This is a genomic window from Paenibacillus sp. FSL M7-0896, from assembly GCF_037975415.1.
Lineage (GTDB): Bacteria > Bacillota > Bacilli > Paenibacillales > Paenibacillaceae > Paenibacillus_AQ > Paenibacillus_AQ silagei.
Genome location: NZ_CP150250.1, coordinates 3,961,309 through 3,981,415, shown reverse-complemented (window position 1 = coordinate 3,981,415; position 20,107 = coordinate 3,961,309). Strand labels below are relative to the sequence as shown.

Genomic DNA, 20,107 nt, shown 5'->3' with positions numbered 1-20,107 from the left:
CTAAAATCACAAAAAGAAACCTCTCTTTTGTTAAAATGGAGTTACCACACAACCATTTCAAAGGAGAGGTTTCTTTTGTACATTCAATATACCATGGACCAGCTTTGCTTGCCAATGGATCTGGAAGAAGATATCCCGGAAAATCACCTCGTTCGCGTCGTGAATGCCGCCGTCAATCGGCTGGACAACGCCATTTTTGACGCGGCCTATCCCGGCGGCGGCCGTGACAGCTACCATCCTAAAATGCTCACCAAAGTCATCATCTACGCTTACACTCAGCGAATCTATTCGTCTCGCCAAATCGCCAAAGCGGTCCGGGAGAACATTCCCTTCATGTGGCTGGCCGGACGGCAGCGACCCGACTTCCGCACGCTGAATCGCTTCCGTTCCCAGCGGATGAGAAAGGTCCTCGAAACGGTATTTACCGCCGTGCTTCAGTTTCTGGCTGACGAAAAATACGTGTCTCTGGAGCATTATTTTGTGGACGGAACTAAGATCGAAGCGAATGCCAATCGCTACACCTTTGTCTGGAGCAAAGCGGTCAGCAAACACAAAGCGAAACTGCAAGATAAGGTACAGGCCCTATTCGCTGACATTGAAGCAGCGGAAGAGCAGGAAGAACAAGAGAATCAGGGCAAAGATCTGGCTGAACTCAGCACGGGTTCGCAAATGGACAGTGAGAAACTCGAACAAGCCGTGCAAAAGCTTGAAGCTCAGCTTGCCGAAAAACCGAAAGACAAGCCCCTAAAAAAGACGGTTGGGAAGTTGCGTAAGGATTTGCTCCCTCGACTGCAGAAGTACGAACAATATCAAAAGCTGCTTGGGGACCGGAACAGTTTCAGCAAGACCGATCCCGAGGCAACGTTTATGCGGATGAAAGAAGATCACATGCGAAATGGCCAACTGAAGCCAGGTTACAATCTACAGATCGGGACCGAAAACCAATTTATTTTAACCTACAGTCTACATCAAAGACCGGGTGACACCCGCTGTTTAGAACCACATCTGGCAAAAGCAAAGCAATTCCTCGGAAAACTTCCAAAGACGGTCATTGCAGATGCCGGCTATGGAAGTGAAGAAAACTACGCCTATCTGGAAAAGAGCGGGATACAGGCCGTCGTGAAATACAGCACCTACCACAAAGAAAAGAGCAAAGCCTGGAAAGCCGACGTCGGAAAAATCGAGAACTGGACCTACGACGGATCCGAGGATCGCTGGACGTGTTTAGCTGGACACCCGCTGTATTTCCAACGAGAGAGCAAGGAAACCACAGAGAGTGGATACGAAATTAAGAAGCGTCATTACCAAAGTCAAAGCTGCGGAGGTTGTCCGCTAAAAGAAAACTGCACGAAGGGAAGCGGAAACCGGGAAATCGCAGTCAGTTTGGAGCGGCTTAGATACCAGAAACAGGCGAAAGAAATCCTCCGAAGCGAGGAAGGCTATCTATTGGCCGTACGTCGAATGACGGAGCCGGAAAGTGTATTTGGACAATTAAAAAATAACCGGGGCTTCCGGCGCTTTCTGCTTCGCGGCATGGAAAAAGTGACGCTAGAGGTCGGTTGGCTTTCGCTTGCTCACAACCTGCTGAAGCAAGCAGCGAATGACCAGAAACGCAAGGGAGCGATCCTCCAATAACGGAGAATCGCTCCCTTTCTTACAAATTAATCCTTTAAGAAGGCATGGAATTTTTCCCCACCAGTAGAGTATCTACTTTTGGGACAGTCCCATTAAATTGGCCGGAAGTGGGCCAGATGGAGAAATGAAAGGGATAAATCCCATTAAATTGGCCGGAAGTGGGCCGGATGAGAAAATGAAAGGGATAATTCCCATTAAAGTGTCCAATTAAGGTTGAGGTACAGTAGTTAGCCTACCGAGCAAATGAAGAGCACCAGTGCACCTGAATCAGACCATTACCCGCTACCTGAGCAATCAAGCCAATGGAGCAGTGCTTTTCCCACCCATGGAGAAGTACTGCTCTTTGTTGTACCTGCACAGAGAATCAGACAACCCGCAGGCGGCATATAAGTACAGAAGAAATATTGAAATAGACAGGAGAGGTGACCGGTGACGCATAATCAGGAGTTTACCGTCTATTTGATCACGAAGCGGGATATCCTACGCTTCTGTGTGATCGAAATTGTCATTGGCAGTATCACGTACTCGCTGGCGCTTAAACTATTTCATAATACGATTCTGGCAGGTGCCGGAGGCTGGGCTTGTACAGAAGGGCTGAAGCGGCTGGTGAAGCTGGGCGGGTGATGGGTAATAACGGGGATTCCCCGGATTGTCTATCTGATGTACTATATATAGAAACAGATTAGACATAGATAGACAGACAGAGGGAATGGTGATGCACAGATGGTTAACCTACTGGAAGTATTACACAAAGAAATTATGCCGGCAGAAGGCTGCACTGAACCGATTGCGGTAGCTTATGCCGTCTCGTTGGCGGCTGAGCTGGTTGAGGAAGAGATTACAGGAATCGAGCTGTTCCTCAGCGGCAATATCATCAAGAATGCGATGGGTGTGGGGATTCCTGGTACAGGCCAGACGGGCTTGCCGATAGCGGCTGCCCTGGGTGCGGTGGTGCGCCGCTCGGAGCGAAAGCTGGAGATTCTGTCCGGGCTGACCCCGGAGGAGCTGGCAAGTGCAGAGGGACTGCTGGAGCGTAAGCTGCTGGAGGTTGAGCTGAAGGATACGCCGGAGAAGCTATATATAGAAGCGAGAGTACACAGCAAGAACCATACCGCCACAGCGATCCTGGTAAAAGAGCACACGAATGTGCAGTATCTGGCGAAGGATGGCCAGCGGCTTGAGCCGAAAATGGACAAGGCCGACTGCGGAGACCCGCTTAGTCTGGACCCCGAGGTATACTCGGTCTCACTCGAAGATATCTATGCCTTCGTTCAGAATACACCATTCGGGGATCTTCGCTTCCTGCTGGAGGGAGCGGTTATGAATAAGGCGATCTCGGAGGAAGGGCTGCGCGGGGAGTATGGTCTCCAGGTGGGCCGGAAAATGAGCCAGCAATCCGCCCTCAATCTGTTCGGCGCGGATGTGGCGAACCGGATCATTGCCGCAACGGCAGCCGCATCCGATGCACGGATGGACGGCAGTGCCATGCCGGTAATGACGACGGCGGGCAGCGGCAATCAGGGGATTGCCTGTACCATGCCGGTCATTGCCCTGGCCGAGCTACTCGGCAAGGATGAGGAGACCCTGGCAAGAGCGATGGCGCTCAGCAATCTGATTACCATCCATGTGAAGCATTACATTGGCCGTCTGTCCCCGCTCTGCGGCTCAGGCATTGCCGGTGGAGTGGGGGCGGGCAGCGGCATTGTCTATCTGATGGGCGGGACGCTGGCGCAGATCAAGCACTCCATCCAGAATACGATTGCCTCTACTTCCGGCATGATCTGCGATGGTGCCAAGCCAACCTGTGCGCTCAAAATCTCAACGGCCACCAACGCGGCCATTCAGTCTGCCACTCTCGCCATGAACAATATCTCCGCGGGTCTCAATGACGGTGTCATCTTCGAGAAGGTGGAGGATACAATCAAGAATATGGAGACCCTGGTCCAGGAAGGGCTTGCCGCCACAGACCAGGCGATTCTGAATATTATGCTCTCCAAGGGAGCCGCTTCTTCATAGGGAGCAGGACAAGTGCTGGATGTCTCAGCATTTAGCGTTTGTAATCCGGCTGCGGCAACGAAACGGGCTGTGGATTGGCAAGTACCCAATTCACGGCCAATTCGCATAATCTGGCCGGCTCATCATTGCCGTTGCCATGGCGCAGGTAACCGGCTAATTCCGCTGCTTCCTTGAGCTGCGCAGGGTCCAGAGGTGTGCCCGAGGCGAAGTGCCGGAGCAGCGCATTCAGCATTTTACGGAAATCGGCATCCCAGTTGCCTCCGCCGTTATTCATGATTTCATGTGAGATCCGGCCGGTGATGCGAATGACCTCTCCCTGCACGGTGAGCGCATGTCCTGACGCCGGGATTAGTAATTCCCACAGCTCCTGGTGCTGATCCTGCCATCTTGTGCTGTTTACCTCGATCTTGGAAACGCCGTCATGCATCGCCCTCGCTGCTACAGGCTCCACATCGAACAGCTTGTACAGGGATTCGAGTGCATCTGCGGTTTCACTCAAGCGCTCTTTATTGAAATTGGATCTGGCGAATTCAAATGCTTTGCCGATCTTACTCACGGATTCCTGCATCTCCGGTGTGATCTCCGCTCCGGCATCAAGCAGGATCTGCGAGATTTCCAGCATGCTATCGATATCGCTATTCCGGCATTGTAATAAGGCTTTGGACAGCGGGGTGTTCCCCGACTTATTTACCGCATGGACATTTGCGCCATGGGCCACCAGATCCCGTACCGCCTGAGTCCGGTAATAGTTGACCGCAGCGTGCAGCGGGGTCTGGTTCTGATAATCCAGGGCTTCCAGCTCTGCACCAAGCTCCAGGAATAATGGAATATTGCCGGACCAGGTTCCAGCCTGGGAATACAGCGGGGTACGCTGGTATTTGTCCCTCGCATTAATATCGGCACCTTGCTCCACCAGCCAGCGGACCAGCTCATCCGGAATCTGCCGCATGCTGAGCGCGGGTTCTTTGTAATATCCCAAGGTTGCATCCCAATCACATTTTTCAAAAACAGCCTTTAGTGCATCGACATCCCCTGATTTAACCAGATCGCCGAAGTCGGCGGGTAAGGTTTTTCTCTTTTTGCCCATTTAAACATTTCTCCTCCCTAAAATGATCTCCCATGAATTTAGTACAGCACTTCCACATTCTTCTCGGACAAGAGCTTCAGCCATGCCTCCGAAGGCTTGCGGTCGGTAATCAGCACATCGATCCGGCTTAGCTCTGCGAGCCTGGCGAAGGCCGTCTGGTCGAACTTGGTATGGTCCGCGAGCAGCACAACCTTGTGTGCCTGGCGCAGCATATACTTCTTCAGCTCACATTCCGGTTCATTGGAGTCGGTGACCCCGCGGTCCATATCGAGGGCCTTGCAGCTGATTACGGCGGTGTCCACATTGTAGCGCTGGATGGTCTCATGGGCCACAGGGCCGACAAGCGACAGCGAACGGTGGCGGAGTGAGCCGCCTGTAGAAATAATGCTGTGGCTCGAACTTGCGAACTCATGGAGAATGTTGATCGAATTGGTGATGATCGTCAGATTACTTTTATTACCCAGCAGCTTCAGGAATTCAAACGAAGTCGAGCTGGGGTCCACCATTAGCGTATCCCCGTCATTAATCAGATCCAGGGCCTGGATCGCTATTGCGCGTTTGATATCCGTATTGAGTGCTCCCCGGGTCAGAAAAGGCAGGTCCTCATTGGTATGCCTGTTCAGCATGGCTCCGCCGTAGGTCCGGCTTACAATGCCATCCTTCTCCAGCTTCTCCAGATCTCTGCGAATCGTCTCCTCTGTTACCTCGAACATCCGGCTCAGATCGGACACCAGCACACGCTTGTCCTGATGGACAAGGTCGATTATTTTTTTGCGTCTTTCGGCAGCGAGCATACGTATCACCTTTCCAGAGTTGATAGTCTTAATATAGCCTGTTATTTCTGTGTTGTACAACACAATTCACCTGATTTGCTCTGAAACCCACAATAATGATTGCTTATTTCCCGTAAAACAAACAATAAACAAATAAAAACAACTTATTTAGTGTTTAAAGTGTTGACAACACAGATTAACGGCGATACGATGAGAAGGTCAACAGGGAGATGTGCGCTTACAGTGTTCATTAACTATTTACGTGCCCGGGAGGCTGGTTAAGCAATGAGTACTCATGTCTATTATGTGCCGTCGATTAACATGATGGGGAAGGGCTGTCTGAAGGACATCGCCCCGTACATTCAAGAGCTGAAGCTGAACAAGGCGCTTGTGGTCACAGACAAGTTCCTGATGAAGAGCGGAATCGCCGGAAGGCTGCTGGCTGTGCTGGATGCGGCGGGGATTCAGTATGTGGTATATGATGAAGTGAAGCCGAACCCTACCTGCAAAAATGTTCATGACGGCGTAGACTTCCTGAAGCAGCACGAATGTGACTATCTGATCTCCATCGGCGGCGGCTCGCCGCAGGATACGGCCAAGGCCATCGGCATTGTTTCCACCAACGGGGGGCATATTGCCGATTATGAAGGCGTTCACAAATCCAAGAATAAATCTCTGCCGATTGTCGCGGTGAACACGACGGCCGGGACTTCAAGTGAAGTGACGATCAACTACGTGATTACAGATGAAGAGCGCAAGATCAAGATGGTCATGGTAGACAAGAACAGTATCGCCACCATCTCGGTGAATGATCCGGAGCTGATGGTCGATAAGCCTGCTGCGCTGACGGCGGCTACGGGCATGGATGCACTGACGCATGCGATTGAAGCGCTGGTCACTCCAGGCGCATATCCGGTAACCGATGCTACGGCACTGGCTGCGGTGGAGCTGATCTTCGGCAATCTGGCACGGACGGTAACGAACGGACAGGATATTGAAGCGCGTGAGCAGATGGTCTATGCGATCTTCCTCGGCGGCCTTGCCTTCAATAATGCAGGCTTAGGCTACGTGCATGCCATGGCCCATCAGCTCGGCGGGGTGTATGATCTGCCGCACGGCGTGTGCAATGCAATGCTGCTGCCTTACGTGGAAGAAGAGAATGCCAAGCATGTGCCGGAGAAGTTCAGAGCGATTGCCAGAGCGGCCGGTATGCAGACTGAAGGACGCAGCGACAAGGAATGTGCGGATTACGTCATTGAGGCGATCAAGGCCTTGTCCAAGGAGGTTGGCATTCCTGCGAAGCTGTCCGAGCTGGGTGTAGCGGAAGTAGATCTCGATCTGCTGGCTGAGAACGCCATGAAGGATGCCTGCGCGCCCGGTAATCCTTTTATTCCTACCAAAGATGAAGTAATCGCGTTATTCCGCAAAATTCTGTAAATCACCTCCCATAGAATAGGAGATTCCCTATGACCTATCATATCGCCGTCGATATCGGCGCCTCCAGCGGACGGCTGGTGCTCGGACAGCTCGTGGACGGGAGCCTCCAACTGGAGGAGATTCACCGTTTCAGCAATGGCTTCACGGAGCAGGAAGGCTCCTGCTTCTGGGATATGGATTATTTATTGAATGAAATTATTAACGGTCTGCAGCAGGCGAAGCTAAGAGGCATTCACGAATGCACCCTCGGCATTGATACCTGGGCGGTAGATTATGTGCTGCTGGATGCCGAAGGCAAGCGGATAAGCGGGGTCTATGCCTACCGTGACCACCGGACCGACGGGGTGATGGAAGAAGTCGGGCGGCTCCTTCCGCCCGAGAAGGTCTACGCCAAAACGGGCATTCAGCAGCTTCCCTTCAATACGCTGTATCAGCTATATGCGCATGACCGGGAAGAGCTGAAGGTGGCCGATCAGATTCTGCTGGTGCCGGATTATCTCTACTACCGGCTCGGCGGACGTAAGATGAACGAGGTTACCAATGCATCCACGACGCAGCTATTGGATCTTGCGGCCCGTGATTTCGATGCCGAGCTGCTGGAATTCCTGGGTCTGCGGCGTGAACAGTTCGCTCCGTTGACCGAGCCTGGGGAGGATCTCGGCTTCATTACGCAGGAGCTGCGCGCGGAGTATGATCTGCCGGAATGCCGCCTGATCTGCGTGGCTACGCATGACACAGCATCTGCGGTACTCGGTGTGCCTGCTCAGAAGGACCGTGCGTCAGCCTATCTTAGCAGCGGAACCTGGTCTCTGCTGGGAGTAGAGCTGGATCACCCGATCAATAACAGCAGAGCGATGGCCGCTAATTATACCAACGAGTGGGGCGCTTACGGGACTTACCGGTTCCTGAAGAATATTATGGGCCTCTGGCTGATTCAGGAAGTGCGCAGACTGGACGGCGGAAGATTTAGCTTCGCGGAACTCGCAGAGCAGGCCGGTGAATGCCCAGGCTTCCGCAGCCTGATTCCCTGCAATCATCCGCGGTTTTTGAACCCAGACGATATGATTCAGGAGATCCGCCAGGCCTGCCTGGAGAGCGGCCAGCCTGTGCCGCAGACTACGGGCGAGCTGGCCCGCTGTATCTTTGACAGTCTGGCGTTATCCTACCGCAGTCATCTGGCTGAGCTGGAAGAACTCACCGGGGAGCTAACCCAAGTGCTGCAGATTGTCGGCGGCGGCGCTTACAATGGGCTGCTGTGCCAGCTGACGGCAGATGTTACCGGCAGGGAGGTGCTGGCCGGACCGACCGAATCCACAGCCCTGGGTAATCTGGCTGTGCAGATGATTGAGGCGGGGCGCATGGCAGATATCCATGAAGCCCGGCAGATCATCTCACAGTCCTTCGCGATTCAGTCTTATCTTCCACAGCCGGTTCCTCAGCTGGCGGAGCTGCTGGTCCGCTGGGAGCAGCTTCATCCGGGAGCGGATGTTCACAATACGTATTAGGAGGCAACAGCATGGATCAGAGCATCATTAACAGCTACAACGAAGCCAAGAAATTATATGCAGCCCATGGAATTCAAACGGATGAGGTACTGGAAAAGCTGGCGCAGATCAAAGTATCGCTGCACTGCTGGCAGGGCGATGATGTACGGGGCTTTCTGTTCAAGGATAAAGAGCTGAGCGGCGGCATTGCCGTGACCGGCAGCTACCCCGGCCGGGCCGGTACACCGGATGAGCTGCGTCAGGATCTGGAGAAGGCCCTCTCACTGATTCCCGGCAAGCATAAGGTCAATCTGCATGCGATCTATGCTGATACGAAGGAGCAGGTGGATCTGGATGAGCTGGCGCCGCGCCATTTCACAAATTGGGTGGAATGGGCCAAGGAGCAGGGCTTAGGCCTTGATTTCAATCCGACCTGCTTCTCGCATCCCAAGGCGGCAGACGGGTTCACCCTGAGCCATGCGGACGAAGAGATCCGCAGCTTCTGGATTAAGCATTGCAAGGCTTCCCGCAGCATTGCTGAGCACTTCGGCCGCGAGCTGGGCCAGCCGTGTGTAACGAATTTCTGGGTGCCTGACGGCTACAAGGATACTCCGGTAGACCGGCTGGCGCCGCGCATGCGCCTGAAGGAATCGCTGGACGAAATCTTCAGCGAGGAGCTGGATCCGCAGTACACTATCGATGCCGTGGAGAGCAAGCTGTTCGGTATCGGCTCGGAGAGCTACGTTGTCGGTTCGCATGAGTTCTACATGGGCTACGGCCTGACACGCGGTAAGGCCATCTGCCTGGATGCCGGGCATTTCCATCCGACGGAAGTGATCTCGAACAAGCTCAGCTCTATCCTGATGTTCAGCGAGCAGCTGCTGCTGCATGTCAGCAGACCGGTCCGCTGGGATAGCGATCATGTGGTCACGATGGACGATGAGCTGCTGGAGATTGCCCGCGAGCTGGTTCGCGGGGATCTGCTGCCGCGCACGCATATCGGCCTCGACTTCTTCGACGGCAGTATCAATCACCTGGCGGCTTGGGTAATCGGCACGCGCAATACGATCAAGGCGCTGCTGCGCGCTATGCTGGAGCCGGTAGAGGAGCTTCGGGCCGTTGAACGGGCCGGAGATTACACCTCACGGCTGGCCCTGGTGGAAGAATTCAAGTCCTACCCGTTCGGTGCTGTCTGGGATTACTACTGCGCTTCGCAAGGGACCCCGGTCCGTGAGGGGTGGCTGACTGAAGTGAAGCGCTATGAACAGGATGTATTGGCTTTAAGATAAGATCAGGCTGCTGAAATCACAATGACTGCTGAAATAATAAATAACAAGTACCCGCACGCTTAGGGTGCATATAGAAGGAGAGAGCATATGAGTACTTCCGTAATTGAATCCCAAGGGTATATATCCGGCGTCACCGCGCCTTTTATCGAGGAAATGTCCGAAATTACCCATCACATGTGGTCGCTGGGCTGGGATGAGCTGAACGGGGGCAACGTCAGTTACCTCCTGGATGAAGAAGAGGTAGCCAAGTATATCAATATCCGCGAGCCGCTGCGCACGATCAGCCTTACCTTCCCTGTAGCCGAGCTGGCGGGCAAATACTTCATCGTTACCGGATCAGGCAAGTATTTCCGTAATGTGATCAAGGACCCGGAGGCCAATCTGGGTGTGCTGCGTGTCAGCAGCAGCGGCGAGAGTGTGGAGGTGTTATGGGGATTGCGTAATGGCGCTGTTCCGACCAGTGAGCTGGCTTCCCACTTCATGAGCCATATCGAACGGCTGAAGGTAGATCCGGCGCACCGGATTGTGCTGCATACCCATGCAACAAATGTAATTGCCATGACCTTCACCCATGATCTGGATGAGCTGAAATTCACCAAGACGCTGTGGGAGATGTGCACAGAATGTCTGGTGGTCTTCCCGGATGGCGTCAGCGTCATTCCCTGGATGGTGCCGGGGAGCAGCGAGATCGGCCGGGCCACCGCTGACCGGATGAAGGAATACCGCGTGGTCATCTGGCCGCAGCATGGGATATTTGTTACTGGTGCGACGATGGATGCCACCTTCGGACTGGTTGAAACGATTGAAAAGGCTGCGATTGTCTATAACCTGATCGGCGGAAGAGAGATTCGGCAAAAGATCACCGATCAGCAGCTGGCAGATCTGGCTGCAGCCTTCCGAGTGACTCCAAAAGCCGGAGTGCTGGACTTATAAGACTTATCAAATCTCTTGAACTGGCAGTCATTTGCATTTGCCGCCGGGAACCGTCATACTATGCTTACTTAAAGTAATCATCAAGTAAGTAATCATCGTATGAAATGGAGGCTAGTGAATTATGAATGCTGCTGCATTGTTTGAACCTTTTGAATACGGAGGCTTGTCCCTCAGTAACCGTGTGGTGATGGCGCCGATGACCCGGGTGCATTCTCCTGAGGGCGTACCTGGCCCTGAGGTGGCGGCGTATTACCGCCGCCGCGCGGAAGGCGGGGTGGGTCTGATCATTACCGAAGGCACGGCCATTGATCATCCGGCGGCAGTCAGCCATCAGGATATCCCGAACTTCCATGGCGAAGCCTCCCTTGCGGGATGGGCGCAGGTCGTGCGTGAGGTGCATGCTGCCGGAGGCAAGATTATGCCTCAGCTCTGGCATGTCGGCATGGCCCGCAAGATCGGTGAGGGGCCTAATGCTTCGGCGCTGCCGATCGGTCCGTCCGGGCTGAATCTGGCTGGAGAGCAAGTCACAGAGCCGATGACTAAGAGCGAGATTCAGGCTATCGTCAGTGCCTTCGCCAAGGCAGCGAAGGCAGCCAAAGCCGTCGGCTTCGACGGCATAGAGCTGCACGGCGCCCACGGCTATCTGATCGACCAGTTCTTCTGGGAGAAGACCAACCGCCGCACCGATGAATACGGCGGCGATCTGGAAGCCCGCACCACCTTCGCGGTGGAAGTGATCGATGCCTGCCGCCGTGCGGTAGGACCGGATTTCCCGATCGTACTCCGCTTCTCGCAGTGGAAGAGCGGGGCCTATGACGCTAAGCTGGCGGAGACGCCGGAGGATCTGGCCCGTTTCCTGACCCCGCTCAGCAATGCCGGGGTAGATATCTTCCATTGCTCCACCCGGCGGTTCTGGGAGCCTGAATTTGCAGGCTCTGAGCTGAATCTGGCGGGCTGGACGAAGAAGATTACGGGCAAACCGGCGATTACAGTGGGCTCTGTCGGCCTGGACAGCGCATTCACCAGTGCGGTTATGGAGAAGAATGAGGATAACAACCTTGAGCGGCTGCTGCTCCGGCTGGATAAGGGAGAGTTCGATCTGGTGGCGGTAGGCAGAGCCTTGATCAGCGATCCGGCTTGGCCTGCCAAGGTACAGGCAGGCAAGATTAACGAGATTATTCCGTTCACCTCGGAGTCTACCAAGACATTGTATTAATCAATAGAGCTTGATCTGTAACACCCTGTGCCAAGCCATTAGGTTAGACTTCAAGTCTATCAGCTCATGGCTGCCTGCATGGGGTGTTTTTTTGCGGGTGAATCTTTGAAGATGTACTGATTGTTACTGTTTCTTATAATAATGCCAATATGCCAACACTCTTCTGTTTTCTCTCGAATATTGCTATTAATATAGCTGGATTTAGGTTGAGAGGGGAGCTGGAAAATGGCAATTTTATCTACAGGACCGATTGAGAATAATATTGCAAGCAATACGGGGACCCGCCCGACTCAAAGGGTAACACTCAAAATAGACGGCCGTAATATAACCGGATTCTTCGATATTCTTATTTTGGGTTATACCCTGAACGGCATACGCACCTTATATGTGCAGGAGGAGATCAGTGTGGCCCCCTCCCAAGTGGTTACCAAAATTTACTATGCGGACCTGGATGCTTTTGAATTCGTGTTCAACACGACAGGAACGGCAGTCTCCGAAGCGCAGGTATCTCTATGGGGCCAAAATGCCAACGGGCAGCTGGTGACAGCACACCGGCTGGTCTCCCAGGAGTTGCTGGGAGAAGAGGCAACAGGAGTCACCGGAGCCACAGGAGTAACGGGAGCCACGGGTGTGACGGGGGTAACGGGTGTAACGGGTGTAACGGGTGCAACGGGAGTAACGGGTGTGACGGGAGTAACGGGTGCAACGGGAGTAACGGGTGTGACGGGAGTAACGGGTGCAACTGGAGTAACGGGTGCCACGGGTGTGACGGGTGTAACGGGTGTGACGGGAGTAACGGGAGTAACGGGGGCGACGGGAGCCACAGGCGCACTGGCGTCATCTTATGCTTATATTTTCAATACGGCGGCTCAGACCGTGGCTACCGAAGCGGATGTTACTTTTGACAGCAATGAGAGTCTTGTCGGCTTCTCGCATACCCCTAATACAGCTCAGATTAATGTTGAGAATGCAGGAGATTATGCGGTAATCTTCATTGTCACCGCAGTGGAACCGAATCAGTTCACTTTGTATCTGAACGGTGCACCTGTAGGTGGCAGCGTCTATGGTTCAGGAGCGGGAACACAGCCTAACCCCGGGATGGTGATTATCTCTGTAGTCCCCGGCGATGTAATCACTTTAAGGAACCATTCCAGTGCCGCTGCAATCAATTTACAGACCTTAGCCGGAGGAACGCAGATCAACTCCAACGCATCAATTTTGATCTATAGGCTTGGGGGTTAAGACGTCCGGCGGCAAGCTGGTTGTAATAAATAAGTCCGGGACCTTACATTTTAGGCCGGGCTTTTTTGTCGTATAGGAAATTATATTATCCGTCTGTTGTGGATAAGGGGCATAGCGTGGGGAGAAGTACTCTTTGAATGATCCGGAGGCCGCATGAGTATATGAGGAGCTCAGAATGTATGCGGAAAACAGCATACATTTGCTGGTGCGTAGGTAATCTCATTCACCCGCAGGGTGATTTTGTTGCGCTGGAGATAACTCCTGAGTTGCGTGCCTCATACTTAAGCTCTAAGCAATAAGTTATTTTAAATCTGATGTTATACAAGACGCAATAGTCAGACTACTGACTTGCCCTCTCTTCCTGCCGCCGCGCGGTAGGACCGGATTTCCCGATCGTACTCCTTATCCCGGCCCCAGGCGGAATTTCTTCTCGCATACAGACTTCGCGCTATCCCCTCGGGATTTGTGGGTCGCTACTACCTCTCCGTCATACAGGATTGTGCAGCTTATCCAAGTGGCATCGGCATCCTTTTCTGCTTGTACCCTGGTAGAGGTTAACGGTATGAACATGTCTTTGGGGACAGCAAATTCCTCTCTGTAAGGGAGTTGGATAGAATCGAAATACACACTCTGCGGATGGTCACGGGCATTGACTTCCAACTCCAGATTAAGTGCTGCATCACTATCACTTTCAATTAGCACCTCTACGAGTATAGCGTCCGCTTCCGGTTCAACCGTTGCTGTTGACTCTTCAGCTTTCTTTTCAGGTATTGGATCTGTAGCTGTTCCACAGGCTGACAATAGGATCACTACTCCTGCCAGTACAGCCAGCATCCAAGGATTCTTAAGAATGCCCAGTGATTGTAGCCCTCTATTCATGCCGGTTCTCCTCTCTATGCCCAAGATAATAGCCGATCATCTCATCTATAAAAGACATCATTGCGCTATCCATGCCCATCACGACAGGAGTCGCACCATCAGCGGGCCGGATCATTTCCCAATATCTATCCAGCAGCGTCTCATTACCTTCAAAAAGGTCCAGCGCCATGTTATATAAACGGCCAGCCAGCGCTTGAGCTTCTGAAGAATAGGGGGACGAGGCCATCAACGATACGGCTTGCTCTAAAAGGCGTACAAGCTCCTCCGCTTTGTTGCTGCCGCCGCCCAGGATAGGGAGACGCTTAAGCAGCTCAACCTCCTCAACAGTTAGTGACGGCTCCTCCCTGAATTCGGCTGGAATGATTCCATCGCATAGAGGACGGTCATTCATAGCCGCAAGGACCTGCATTAAATCTTGCAGATGCTCTGTACCTTTGAGCCGGACGGTATGAAGAGTAGACCTGAGATAATACTGCTTGCGGCTTAACTCTTCTTTTTTTTGTTCGATCAGCTCGATCTGCTCATGCAATGATGCTATCCAATGGTCATGTTCATCCGCAGGGCTCTGATTCTGTAACAGCTCTTTTATTTGCTCTAAGGTGTAGCCGATCGATTTCAATAACAGAATTTTTTGAAGCCGGATTACAGCTTGGTTATCGTAGAAGCGGTAACCGTTCTCAGAGACCCTTGTGGGCTGCAGCAGTCCAATATGCTCATAGTGGTATAAGGTTCTTTTGCTGATATTCGCTGTCTTCGCTAAATCGCCAATACGGATCATAGTCACGACTCCCTCCTTATCATCACTATAAACGATAACGTATACGTTACAGTAAAGCCCCTAGCTCCTGAAATGTTCAGAATGGATTATCTTGGGAGCGGTATGATATAATTTTACATTAGAAAAGCACGGAAAATATGGGGACATCAGCAGAGGATGTGACTTTAGCATGGCGAAGGGGAGCAAGGATTACGGGCAGTATTTCGATTTCACGGATGCCAAGATCGTCAGCGAGACTGAAGGCAAGACCACTTACCGGATCAAAGGCAGGAACGTGCAGATCAATAGCCAGCCCGATTACAAGGAAGGCAAGCGGCGGGGCAAGGAAGAGATTGAAGTGCTGTATCATTTCGACATTCCGCCGGAGATGGCGGATTTCGGTGCAGGCAAGAGCTATCATATTACCACCTACGGCTGCCAGATGAATGAGCATGACACGGAGACGATGAAGGGTATGCTGGAGCAGCTCGGCTACCGGGCGGCTGAAGACCGCAGCGAAGCTGATATTATACTACTTAATACATGTGCGATCCGCGAGAATGCGGAGGATAAGGTATTCGGAGAGCTGGGCCATCTCAAAACACTGAAGCTGGAGAAGCCCGGCCTGCTCCTGGGGATCTGCGGCTGTATGTCCCAGGAGGAGGGCGTGGTCAACCGGATCATGAGCCGGTACGGCTTCGTGGATCTGATTTTTGGCACACATAATATCCACCGCCTGCCGGAGCTGATTAAGGAAGCGGTGTTCAGCCGCGAGCTGGTCATTGAGGTCTGGTCCAAGGAAGGCGATATCATAGAGAATCTGCCGAAGAAACGGGAGGGTCTGCGCGCCTGGGTGAATATTATGTACGGCTGCGACAAGTTCTGTACGTATTGTATTGTGCCGTTCACCCGGGGGAAGGAGCGGAGCAGACGTCCCGAGGATGTCATTGCCGAGGTGCGGGAGCTGGCCCGCCAGGGCTTCAAGGAAGTAACGCTGCTGGGGCAGAACGTGAACGCCTACGGCAAGGATTTTACGGACATTGATTATACCTTCGGCGACCTGATGGACGACATGCGGGGGATTAATATTCCGCGTATCCGGTTCATGACCTCGCATCCGCGTGATTTTGACGATAAACTGATTCACGTGCTGGGCAAAGGCGGCAATCTGGTGGAGCATATCCATCTGCCGGTGCAGTCGGGAAGTACAGCCGTGCTGAAGCGGATGAGCCGCAAATATACCCGTGAAGCCTATCTGGAGCTGGTCCGTAAGATTAAGGCAGGCGTGCCGGATGCGGTGCTGACTACGGATATTATCGTCGGCTTCCCCGGTGAGACGGAGGAGCAGTTCGAGGAGACACTGTCCCTGGTGCGCGAAGTAGGGTATGATATGGCGTATACCTTCATTTATTCTCCGCGCGAAGGGACTCCGGCAGCCGGGATGGACGATAATGTTCCGCCAGAGGTTAAGAGCGCGCGTCTCCAGCGTCTGAATGATCTGATCAAGGAGCAGAGCCGTCTGGGGAATGAGCGGATGCTGGGCCGGCGGGTGGAGGTATTGGTGGAAGGTGCGAGCAAGAATAATGCCCGGATGCTGGCCGGACGTACCCGTGACAGTAAGCTGGTGCATTTCGAAGGCCCGTCCTCCCTGATCGGCACGCTGGTGCAGGTGAGCATCACCGGCGCGAAGACTTGGTACATCCAGGGGGACTATCAGGCGGAAGCCGCAGCGGTCCTCTAATTATAGAGAAATGAGGCGAGAAGAATGAGCCAGGAAGAAGCACGACTGAATGAATATGGCATGCAGACCCACAATACCCGCGATTTAATTGTCCGGGAGGATATTATGGGCAAGGCGAAGGACTTGGCTGCACTCATCTCCACCAGTGAGGAGGTCCGTCATTTCCAGCAGGCCGAGCAGAAGATTCTGAATCACGAGCGTGTGCAGGGACTTATTGCTACAATTAAGAAGAAGCAGAAGGAGATCGTGGCGTTCGAGAGCTTCAAGAACCAGGCGATGGTCGCGAAGATTGAACGTGAGATTGAAGAGCTGCAGGATGAAATCGACAGCATCCCGGTTGTGAACGAGTTCCAGCAGAGCCAGAGCGATATCAATTATCTGCTGCAGATGGTGATTTCAGTGATTAGGGATACCGTCTCGGATAAAATCAATGTGGAAGCAGGCACCGAGGCGCCGCCCTCCACTTGCGGAGATTAATGCAGAATCACCCGGGGGCGGATGTGAATCCGTCCCTTTTACATATCTGCGGCCTGCTCCGGTTGATTTTGGGCGGACAGGTTTGGTACATTAAAAGATACGAACAACAAACAATAGCTGCGGCAAAGGATGATCTATAGTGACTGAGAACGCGGAACAAACCTATAACGCCAAGAAGTACCGCACTCCGGATGGCGTTCCGGCGGATATTGTCATGTTTACACTGACCAAGCGCGAGCGGAAGACCGTCACGAAGACGCTGCCGCTGCGCGAGCTGAAGGTGATGCTGGTCCGGCGCAAAAAATGGCCGTGTGCGGGCATGTGGGCCCTGCCGGGCGGCTTTTGCCAGGAGGATGAATCGATCTATGATGCTGCTACGCGCGAGCTGAAGGAAGAAACGGGCGTGGACGGCGGACATCTGGAGTATCTCGGTGTCTACAGCCAGCCGGGCCGTGATCCGCGCGGCTGGATTATCAGCCATGCCTTCTTTGCTCTGGTGGAGGAGTGGATGCTGGAGCAGCGGCAGGCCTCGGATGATGCAGGCGAGGTTGGCCTGTTCACACTGCAGGAAGCGCTGGAGGAGCTGGAGCTGGCTTTTGACCACCATGATATTATTACCGATGCCTACCTGCGGATTCAGCAGCAGATGCTGCAGACGACGATTGCCCGGCAGTTCCTGCCGCGTCATTTCACGCTGAGCGAGCTGTACCAGGTGATCCAGACGGTGGTGCCGGAATTCAAAGAACCGAATTTTATCCGCAAAATTACGTCAACACGCAGCCGTCAGGGTATATTAAAAGAAGTGAGCGATGAAGCAGGGAATCCGCTCAGCTCCAATCAATACTCCCAGCGCCCGGCACAGCTCTATATGTTCACGGACCATGAGCCGTTATTATCCATTTATACGTAAGCTGCCGGGAAGTGCAGGCCCATTAACCTTTTAGGAGGCTATCCTACCATGAGAGCACTGATTGTAATTGATTTCACGAATGATTTCGTTGACGGGAACCTGCCTGTCGGCCAGCCCGGCATCGATATTGCGCCCAGAGTCAGTGAATTGACCGAGCAATTCGTGCGCAGCGGGGACTATGTGGTGATGGCTGTAGATCTGCATGAAGCAGATGACCCGTACCACCCGGAGACCAAGCTGTTTCCGCCGCATAATCTGCGGGGAAGCGAGGGCCGTGAGCTGTACGGCAGCCTGAAGGCTGTCTACGAGGCGAACCGCGAAGCCATCTACTGGATGGACAAAACGCGTTACAGCGCCTTCTGCGGCACGGATCTTGCGCTGAAGCTGCGTGAACGGGGCATTACCGAGGTACATCTGATCGGGGTATGTACGGATATCTGTGTGCTGCATACGGCAGTGGATGCCTACAACCACGGCTTCGGGATTACGGTGCATGAGGATGCCGTCGCCAGCTTCAATCCTGACGGTCATGTATGGGCGCTTGGACACTTCCGCGGCAGTCTTGGGGCGAACGTTGTCACGGGCGCTATAGAGAAGTAGCACATCAGCAGAGACAGAACCCAATTACAACAGTGGAATGACTAGGAGATGAGGACTTGAGGAGAGAACTTGCTCTACATACAGACAAATACCAGATTAATATGATGTATGCCCATTGGATGAATGGTACACACAAGCGCCGGGCGGTGTTCGAAGCCTATTTCCGCAAGCTGCCGTTCGGCAACGGCTTCGCTGTATTTGCCGGGCTGGAGCGGATCGCCCAGTATATCGCCGAGCTGCGGTTCACGGAAGAGGATATCCGCTACCTGTCGGAGCAGGAGGAGAACTATGCGCCGGCCTTCCTGGAGGAGCTGCTGCAGTTCCATTTCCAAGGCAGTCTCCACTCCATGAAGGAAGGGGCCCTGGTGTTCCAGGATGAACCGCTGATCCGGGTCGAAGGCACGATTATGGAGGCGCAGCTTGTCGAGACTGCGATCCTGAACTTCATGAACTATCAGACGCTGATTGCTACCAAGGCGTCACGGATCAAGCAGGTGGCCCCGAATGATACGCTGCTGGAGTTCGGAACGCGCCGCGCGCAGGAAGCGGATGCCGCAGTCTGGGGCGCTCGCGCCGCTTATGTCGGCGGCTTCCATGCGACTTCTAACATGCTGGCCGGCAAAAAGTTCGGTATCCCTACGAAGGGCACCCATGCCCATTCTTGGGTGCAGAGCTTCCCGAGCGAGCAGGAGGCGTTCGACGCTTACGCGCGGGTAATGCCGGACGGCGTGACGCTGTTGGTGGATACATTCGATACCCTGCGCAGCGGTGTGCCGAATGCGATCAACACGGCGAAGAAGCTGGAAGCGCAGGGCAAACGGATGAATGGCATCCGGCTGGACAGCGGTGACCTTGCTTATCTGTCCCGCAAGGCACGCGAGATGCTGGATGAAGCCGGGCTGCAGTATGTGAAGATTGTGGCCTCCAATGATCTGGATGAGAACACCATCATGAACCTGAAGTCGCAGGGGGCGGCGATCGACACCTGGGGGGTCGGAACCCAACTGATTACCGCTTCGGATCAGCCTTCACTGGGCGGTGTCTATAAGCTGGTAGAGATCGAAGCGCCAAGCGGCGAGATGATCCCCACGATCAAGATCTCTTCGAATCCCGAGAAGGTATCCACTCCCGGCAAAAAGGAAGTCTACCGCATTATCGGCCAGAACGGCAAGGCGCTGGCAGATTATATCAGCTCCGCCGATGAGCCAGCACCCCGCAGTGGAGTGCGGCTGAAGCTGTTCAACCCGCTGCATCCTTATATGAAGAAGCATGTGGAGCGTTACGACGCGGTGCGGATGCTGGAGCCGATTGTAGTGAACGGGTTCCAGGTCTATACCCTGCCGGAGCTGGCGGAGATCCGCCGTTACCATGAGGAGCAGCTCGACCTCTTCTGGCCGGAGTACTTGCGCAAGCTGAACCCGGAAGTGTTCCGCGTGAATCTCAGCGAACAGCTATGGAACCGCAAGCAGCAGCTGATTGCAGAGCATATGATTACCGATGTGGAGTAACCGGACTGTAGTGCAGGAATAGAGATGTTGACTTAGCCCCTTCAACCGGATGAATTGTCTTTCGGCTGAAGGGGCTGTTGCTGCATCAATGGAGGAAGGCCGCTGGGCAGGCTTCTATTTGCT

18 protein-coding genes are annotated in these 20,107 nt (G+C 53.6%); 14 read left to right on the top strand and 4 right to left on the bottom strand.

What is annotated here, in order from left to right:
* Window positions 1-75 precede the first annotated feature (75 nt).
* The 3 genes from MKY12_RS17040 (at window position 76) to MKY12_RS17030 (ending at window position 3,651) form a co-directional block, all read left to right on the top strand.
* Window positions 76-1,635 carry an IS1182 family transposase gene (locus tag MKY12_RS17040; RefSeq protein WP_339314890.1) on the top strand — a complete coding sequence of 520 codons (1,560 nt, stop codon included), beginning with the start codon at window positions 76-78 and terminating at the stop codon, window positions 1,633-1,635.
* 429 nt (window positions 1,636-2,064) lie between these two features.
* Complete coding sequence (locus MKY12_RS17035; RefSeq protein WP_339310069.1) at window positions 2,065-2,259, top strand: hypothetical protein; 195 nt, start codon at window positions 2,065-2,067, stop codon at window positions 2,257-2,259.
* A 99-nt stretch (window positions 2,260-2,358) separates the two neighbouring features.
* Window positions 2,359-3,651 (top strand): L-serine ammonia-lyase, iron-sulfur-dependent, subunit alpha, encoded by a 1,293-nt coding sequence (locus MKY12_RS17030; RefSeq protein WP_339310068.1) that lies wholly within the window; start codon window positions 2,359-2,361, stop codon window positions 3,649-3,651.
* A gap of 31 nt (window positions 3,652-3,682) precedes the next feature.
* On the opposite strand, the gene MKY12_RS17025 is transcribed toward MKY12_RS17030, so the two are convergent.
* Both MKY12_RS17025 and MKY12_RS17020 read right to left on the bottom strand, forming a co-directional pair.
* A complete protein-coding gene (locus MKY12_RS17025; RefSeq protein ID WP_339310066.1) occupies window positions 3,683-4,738 on the bottom strand; it encodes an ankyrin repeat domain-containing protein in 1,056 nt (351 codons plus the stop codon).
* A 38-nt stretch (window positions 4,739-4,776) separates the two neighbouring features.
* The gene (locus MKY12_RS17020) at window positions 4,777-5,532 is read right to left on the bottom strand and encodes a DeoR/GlpR family DNA-binding transcription regulator (RefSeq protein ID WP_036724867.1); all 756 of its coding nucleotides are present in this window, start codon (window positions 5,530-5,532) and stop codon (window positions 4,777-4,779) included.
* Between the two features lie 264 nt (window positions 5,533-5,796).
* Between MKY12_RS17020 and MKY12_RS17015 the strand changes: the two genes are divergently transcribed.
* The 6 genes from MKY12_RS17015 to MKY12_RS16990 all read left to right on the top strand — a co-directional run bounded on the left by MKY12_RS17015 (window position 5,797) and on the right by MKY12_RS16990 (window position 13,112).
* On the top strand, window positions 5,797-6,948 hold the full coding sequence (locus MKY12_RS17015; RefSeq protein ID WP_339248982.1) for an iron-containing alcohol dehydrogenase: 1,152 nt from the start codon (window positions 5,797-5,799) through the stop codon (window positions 6,946-6,948).
* A 29-nt stretch (window positions 6,949-6,977) separates the two neighbouring features.
* The gene (gene rhaB / locus MKY12_RS17010; RefSeq protein WP_339310064.1) at window positions 6,978-8,453 is read left to right on the top strand and encodes a rhamnulokinase; all 1,476 of its coding nucleotides are present in this window, start codon (window positions 6,978-6,980) and stop codon (window positions 8,451-8,453) included.
* An 11-nt stretch (window positions 8,454-8,464) separates the two neighbouring features.
* Window positions 8,465-9,721 (top strand): L-rhamnose isomerase, encoded by a 1,257-nt coding sequence (gene rhaA, locus MKY12_RS17005; RefSeq protein WP_339310063.1) that lies wholly within the window; start codon window positions 8,465-8,467, stop codon window positions 9,719-9,721.
* A gap of 87 nt (window positions 9,722-9,808) precedes the next feature.
* Window positions 9,809-10,654 (top strand): rhamnulose-1-phosphate aldolase, encoded by an 846-nt coding sequence (rhaD, locus tag MKY12_RS17000; RefSeq protein WP_339310062.1) that lies wholly within the window; start codon window positions 9,809-9,811, stop codon window positions 10,652-10,654.
* Between the two features lie 121 nt (window positions 10,655-10,775).
* Entirely contained in the window at window positions 10,776-11,870 is a 1,095-nt protein-coding gene (locus MKY12_RS16995; protein ID WP_339310061.1) for an NADH:flavin oxidoreductase, read from the top strand.
* 225 nt (window positions 11,871-12,095) lie between these two features.
* Window positions 12,096-13,112 carry a hypothetical protein gene (locus MKY12_RS16990; RefSeq protein WP_339310059.1) on the top strand — a complete coding sequence of 339 codons (1,017 nt, stop codon included), beginning with the start codon at window positions 12,096-12,098 and terminating at the stop codon, window positions 13,110-13,112.
* A 402-nt stretch (window positions 13,113-13,514) separates the two neighbouring features.
* Here the strand turns inward: MKY12_RS16990 and MKY12_RS16985 are convergent, their stop codons facing one another.
* Window positions 13,515-13,991, bottom strand: a complete 477-nt coding sequence (locus MKY12_RS16985; RefSeq protein ID WP_339310057.1) for a hypothetical protein — start codon at window positions 13,989-13,991, stop codon at window positions 13,515-13,517.
* Window positions 13,984-14,769, bottom strand: a complete 786-nt coding sequence (locus tag MKY12_RS16980; protein ID WP_339314888.1) for a MerR family transcriptional regulator — start codon at window positions 14,767-14,769, stop codon at window positions 13,984-13,986. Before MKY12_RS16980 ends, MKY12_RS16985 begins: the two co-directional genes overlap by 8 nt.
* Window positions 14,770-14,938: 169 nt before the next feature.
* Between MKY12_RS16980 and miaB the strand changes: the two genes are divergently transcribed.
* From miaB to MKY12_RS16955, 5 genes are all read left to right on the top strand, one after another.
* Window positions 14,939-16,489: a tRNA (N6-isopentenyl adenosine(37)-C2)-methylthiotransferase MiaB gene (gene miaB / locus MKY12_RS16975; protein WP_339310055.1), complete on the top strand. Its 1,551-nt coding sequence runs from the start codon at window positions 14,939-14,941 to the stop codon at window positions 16,487-16,489.
* A gap of 24 nt (window positions 16,490-16,513) precedes the next feature.
* Entirely contained in the window at window positions 16,514-16,966 is a 453-nt protein-coding gene (locus MKY12_RS16970) for a YlbF family regulator (RefSeq protein ID WP_076086829.1), read from the top strand.
* A 139-nt stretch (window positions 16,967-17,105) separates the two neighbouring features.
* Window positions 17,106-17,876 (top strand): NUDIX domain-containing protein, encoded by a 771-nt coding sequence (locus tag MKY12_RS16965; protein ID WP_036699096.1) that lies wholly within the window; start codon window positions 17,106-17,108, stop codon window positions 17,874-17,876.
* 48 nt (window positions 17,877-17,924) lie between these two features.
* Complete coding sequence (locus MKY12_RS16960) at window positions 17,925-18,476, top strand: isochorismatase family cysteine hydrolase (protein ID WP_209878497.1); 552 nt, start codon at window positions 17,925-17,927, stop codon at window positions 18,474-18,476.
* Window positions 18,477-18,532: 56 nt separating this feature from the next.
* Window positions 18,533-19,984, top strand: coding sequence for a nicotinate phosphoribosyltransferase (locus tag MKY12_RS16955; RefSeq protein ID WP_036724857.1), 1,452 nt, complete (start codon window positions 18,533-18,535; stop codon window positions 19,982-19,984).
* The last annotated feature ends 123 nt before the right edge of the window (window positions 19,985-20,107 follow it).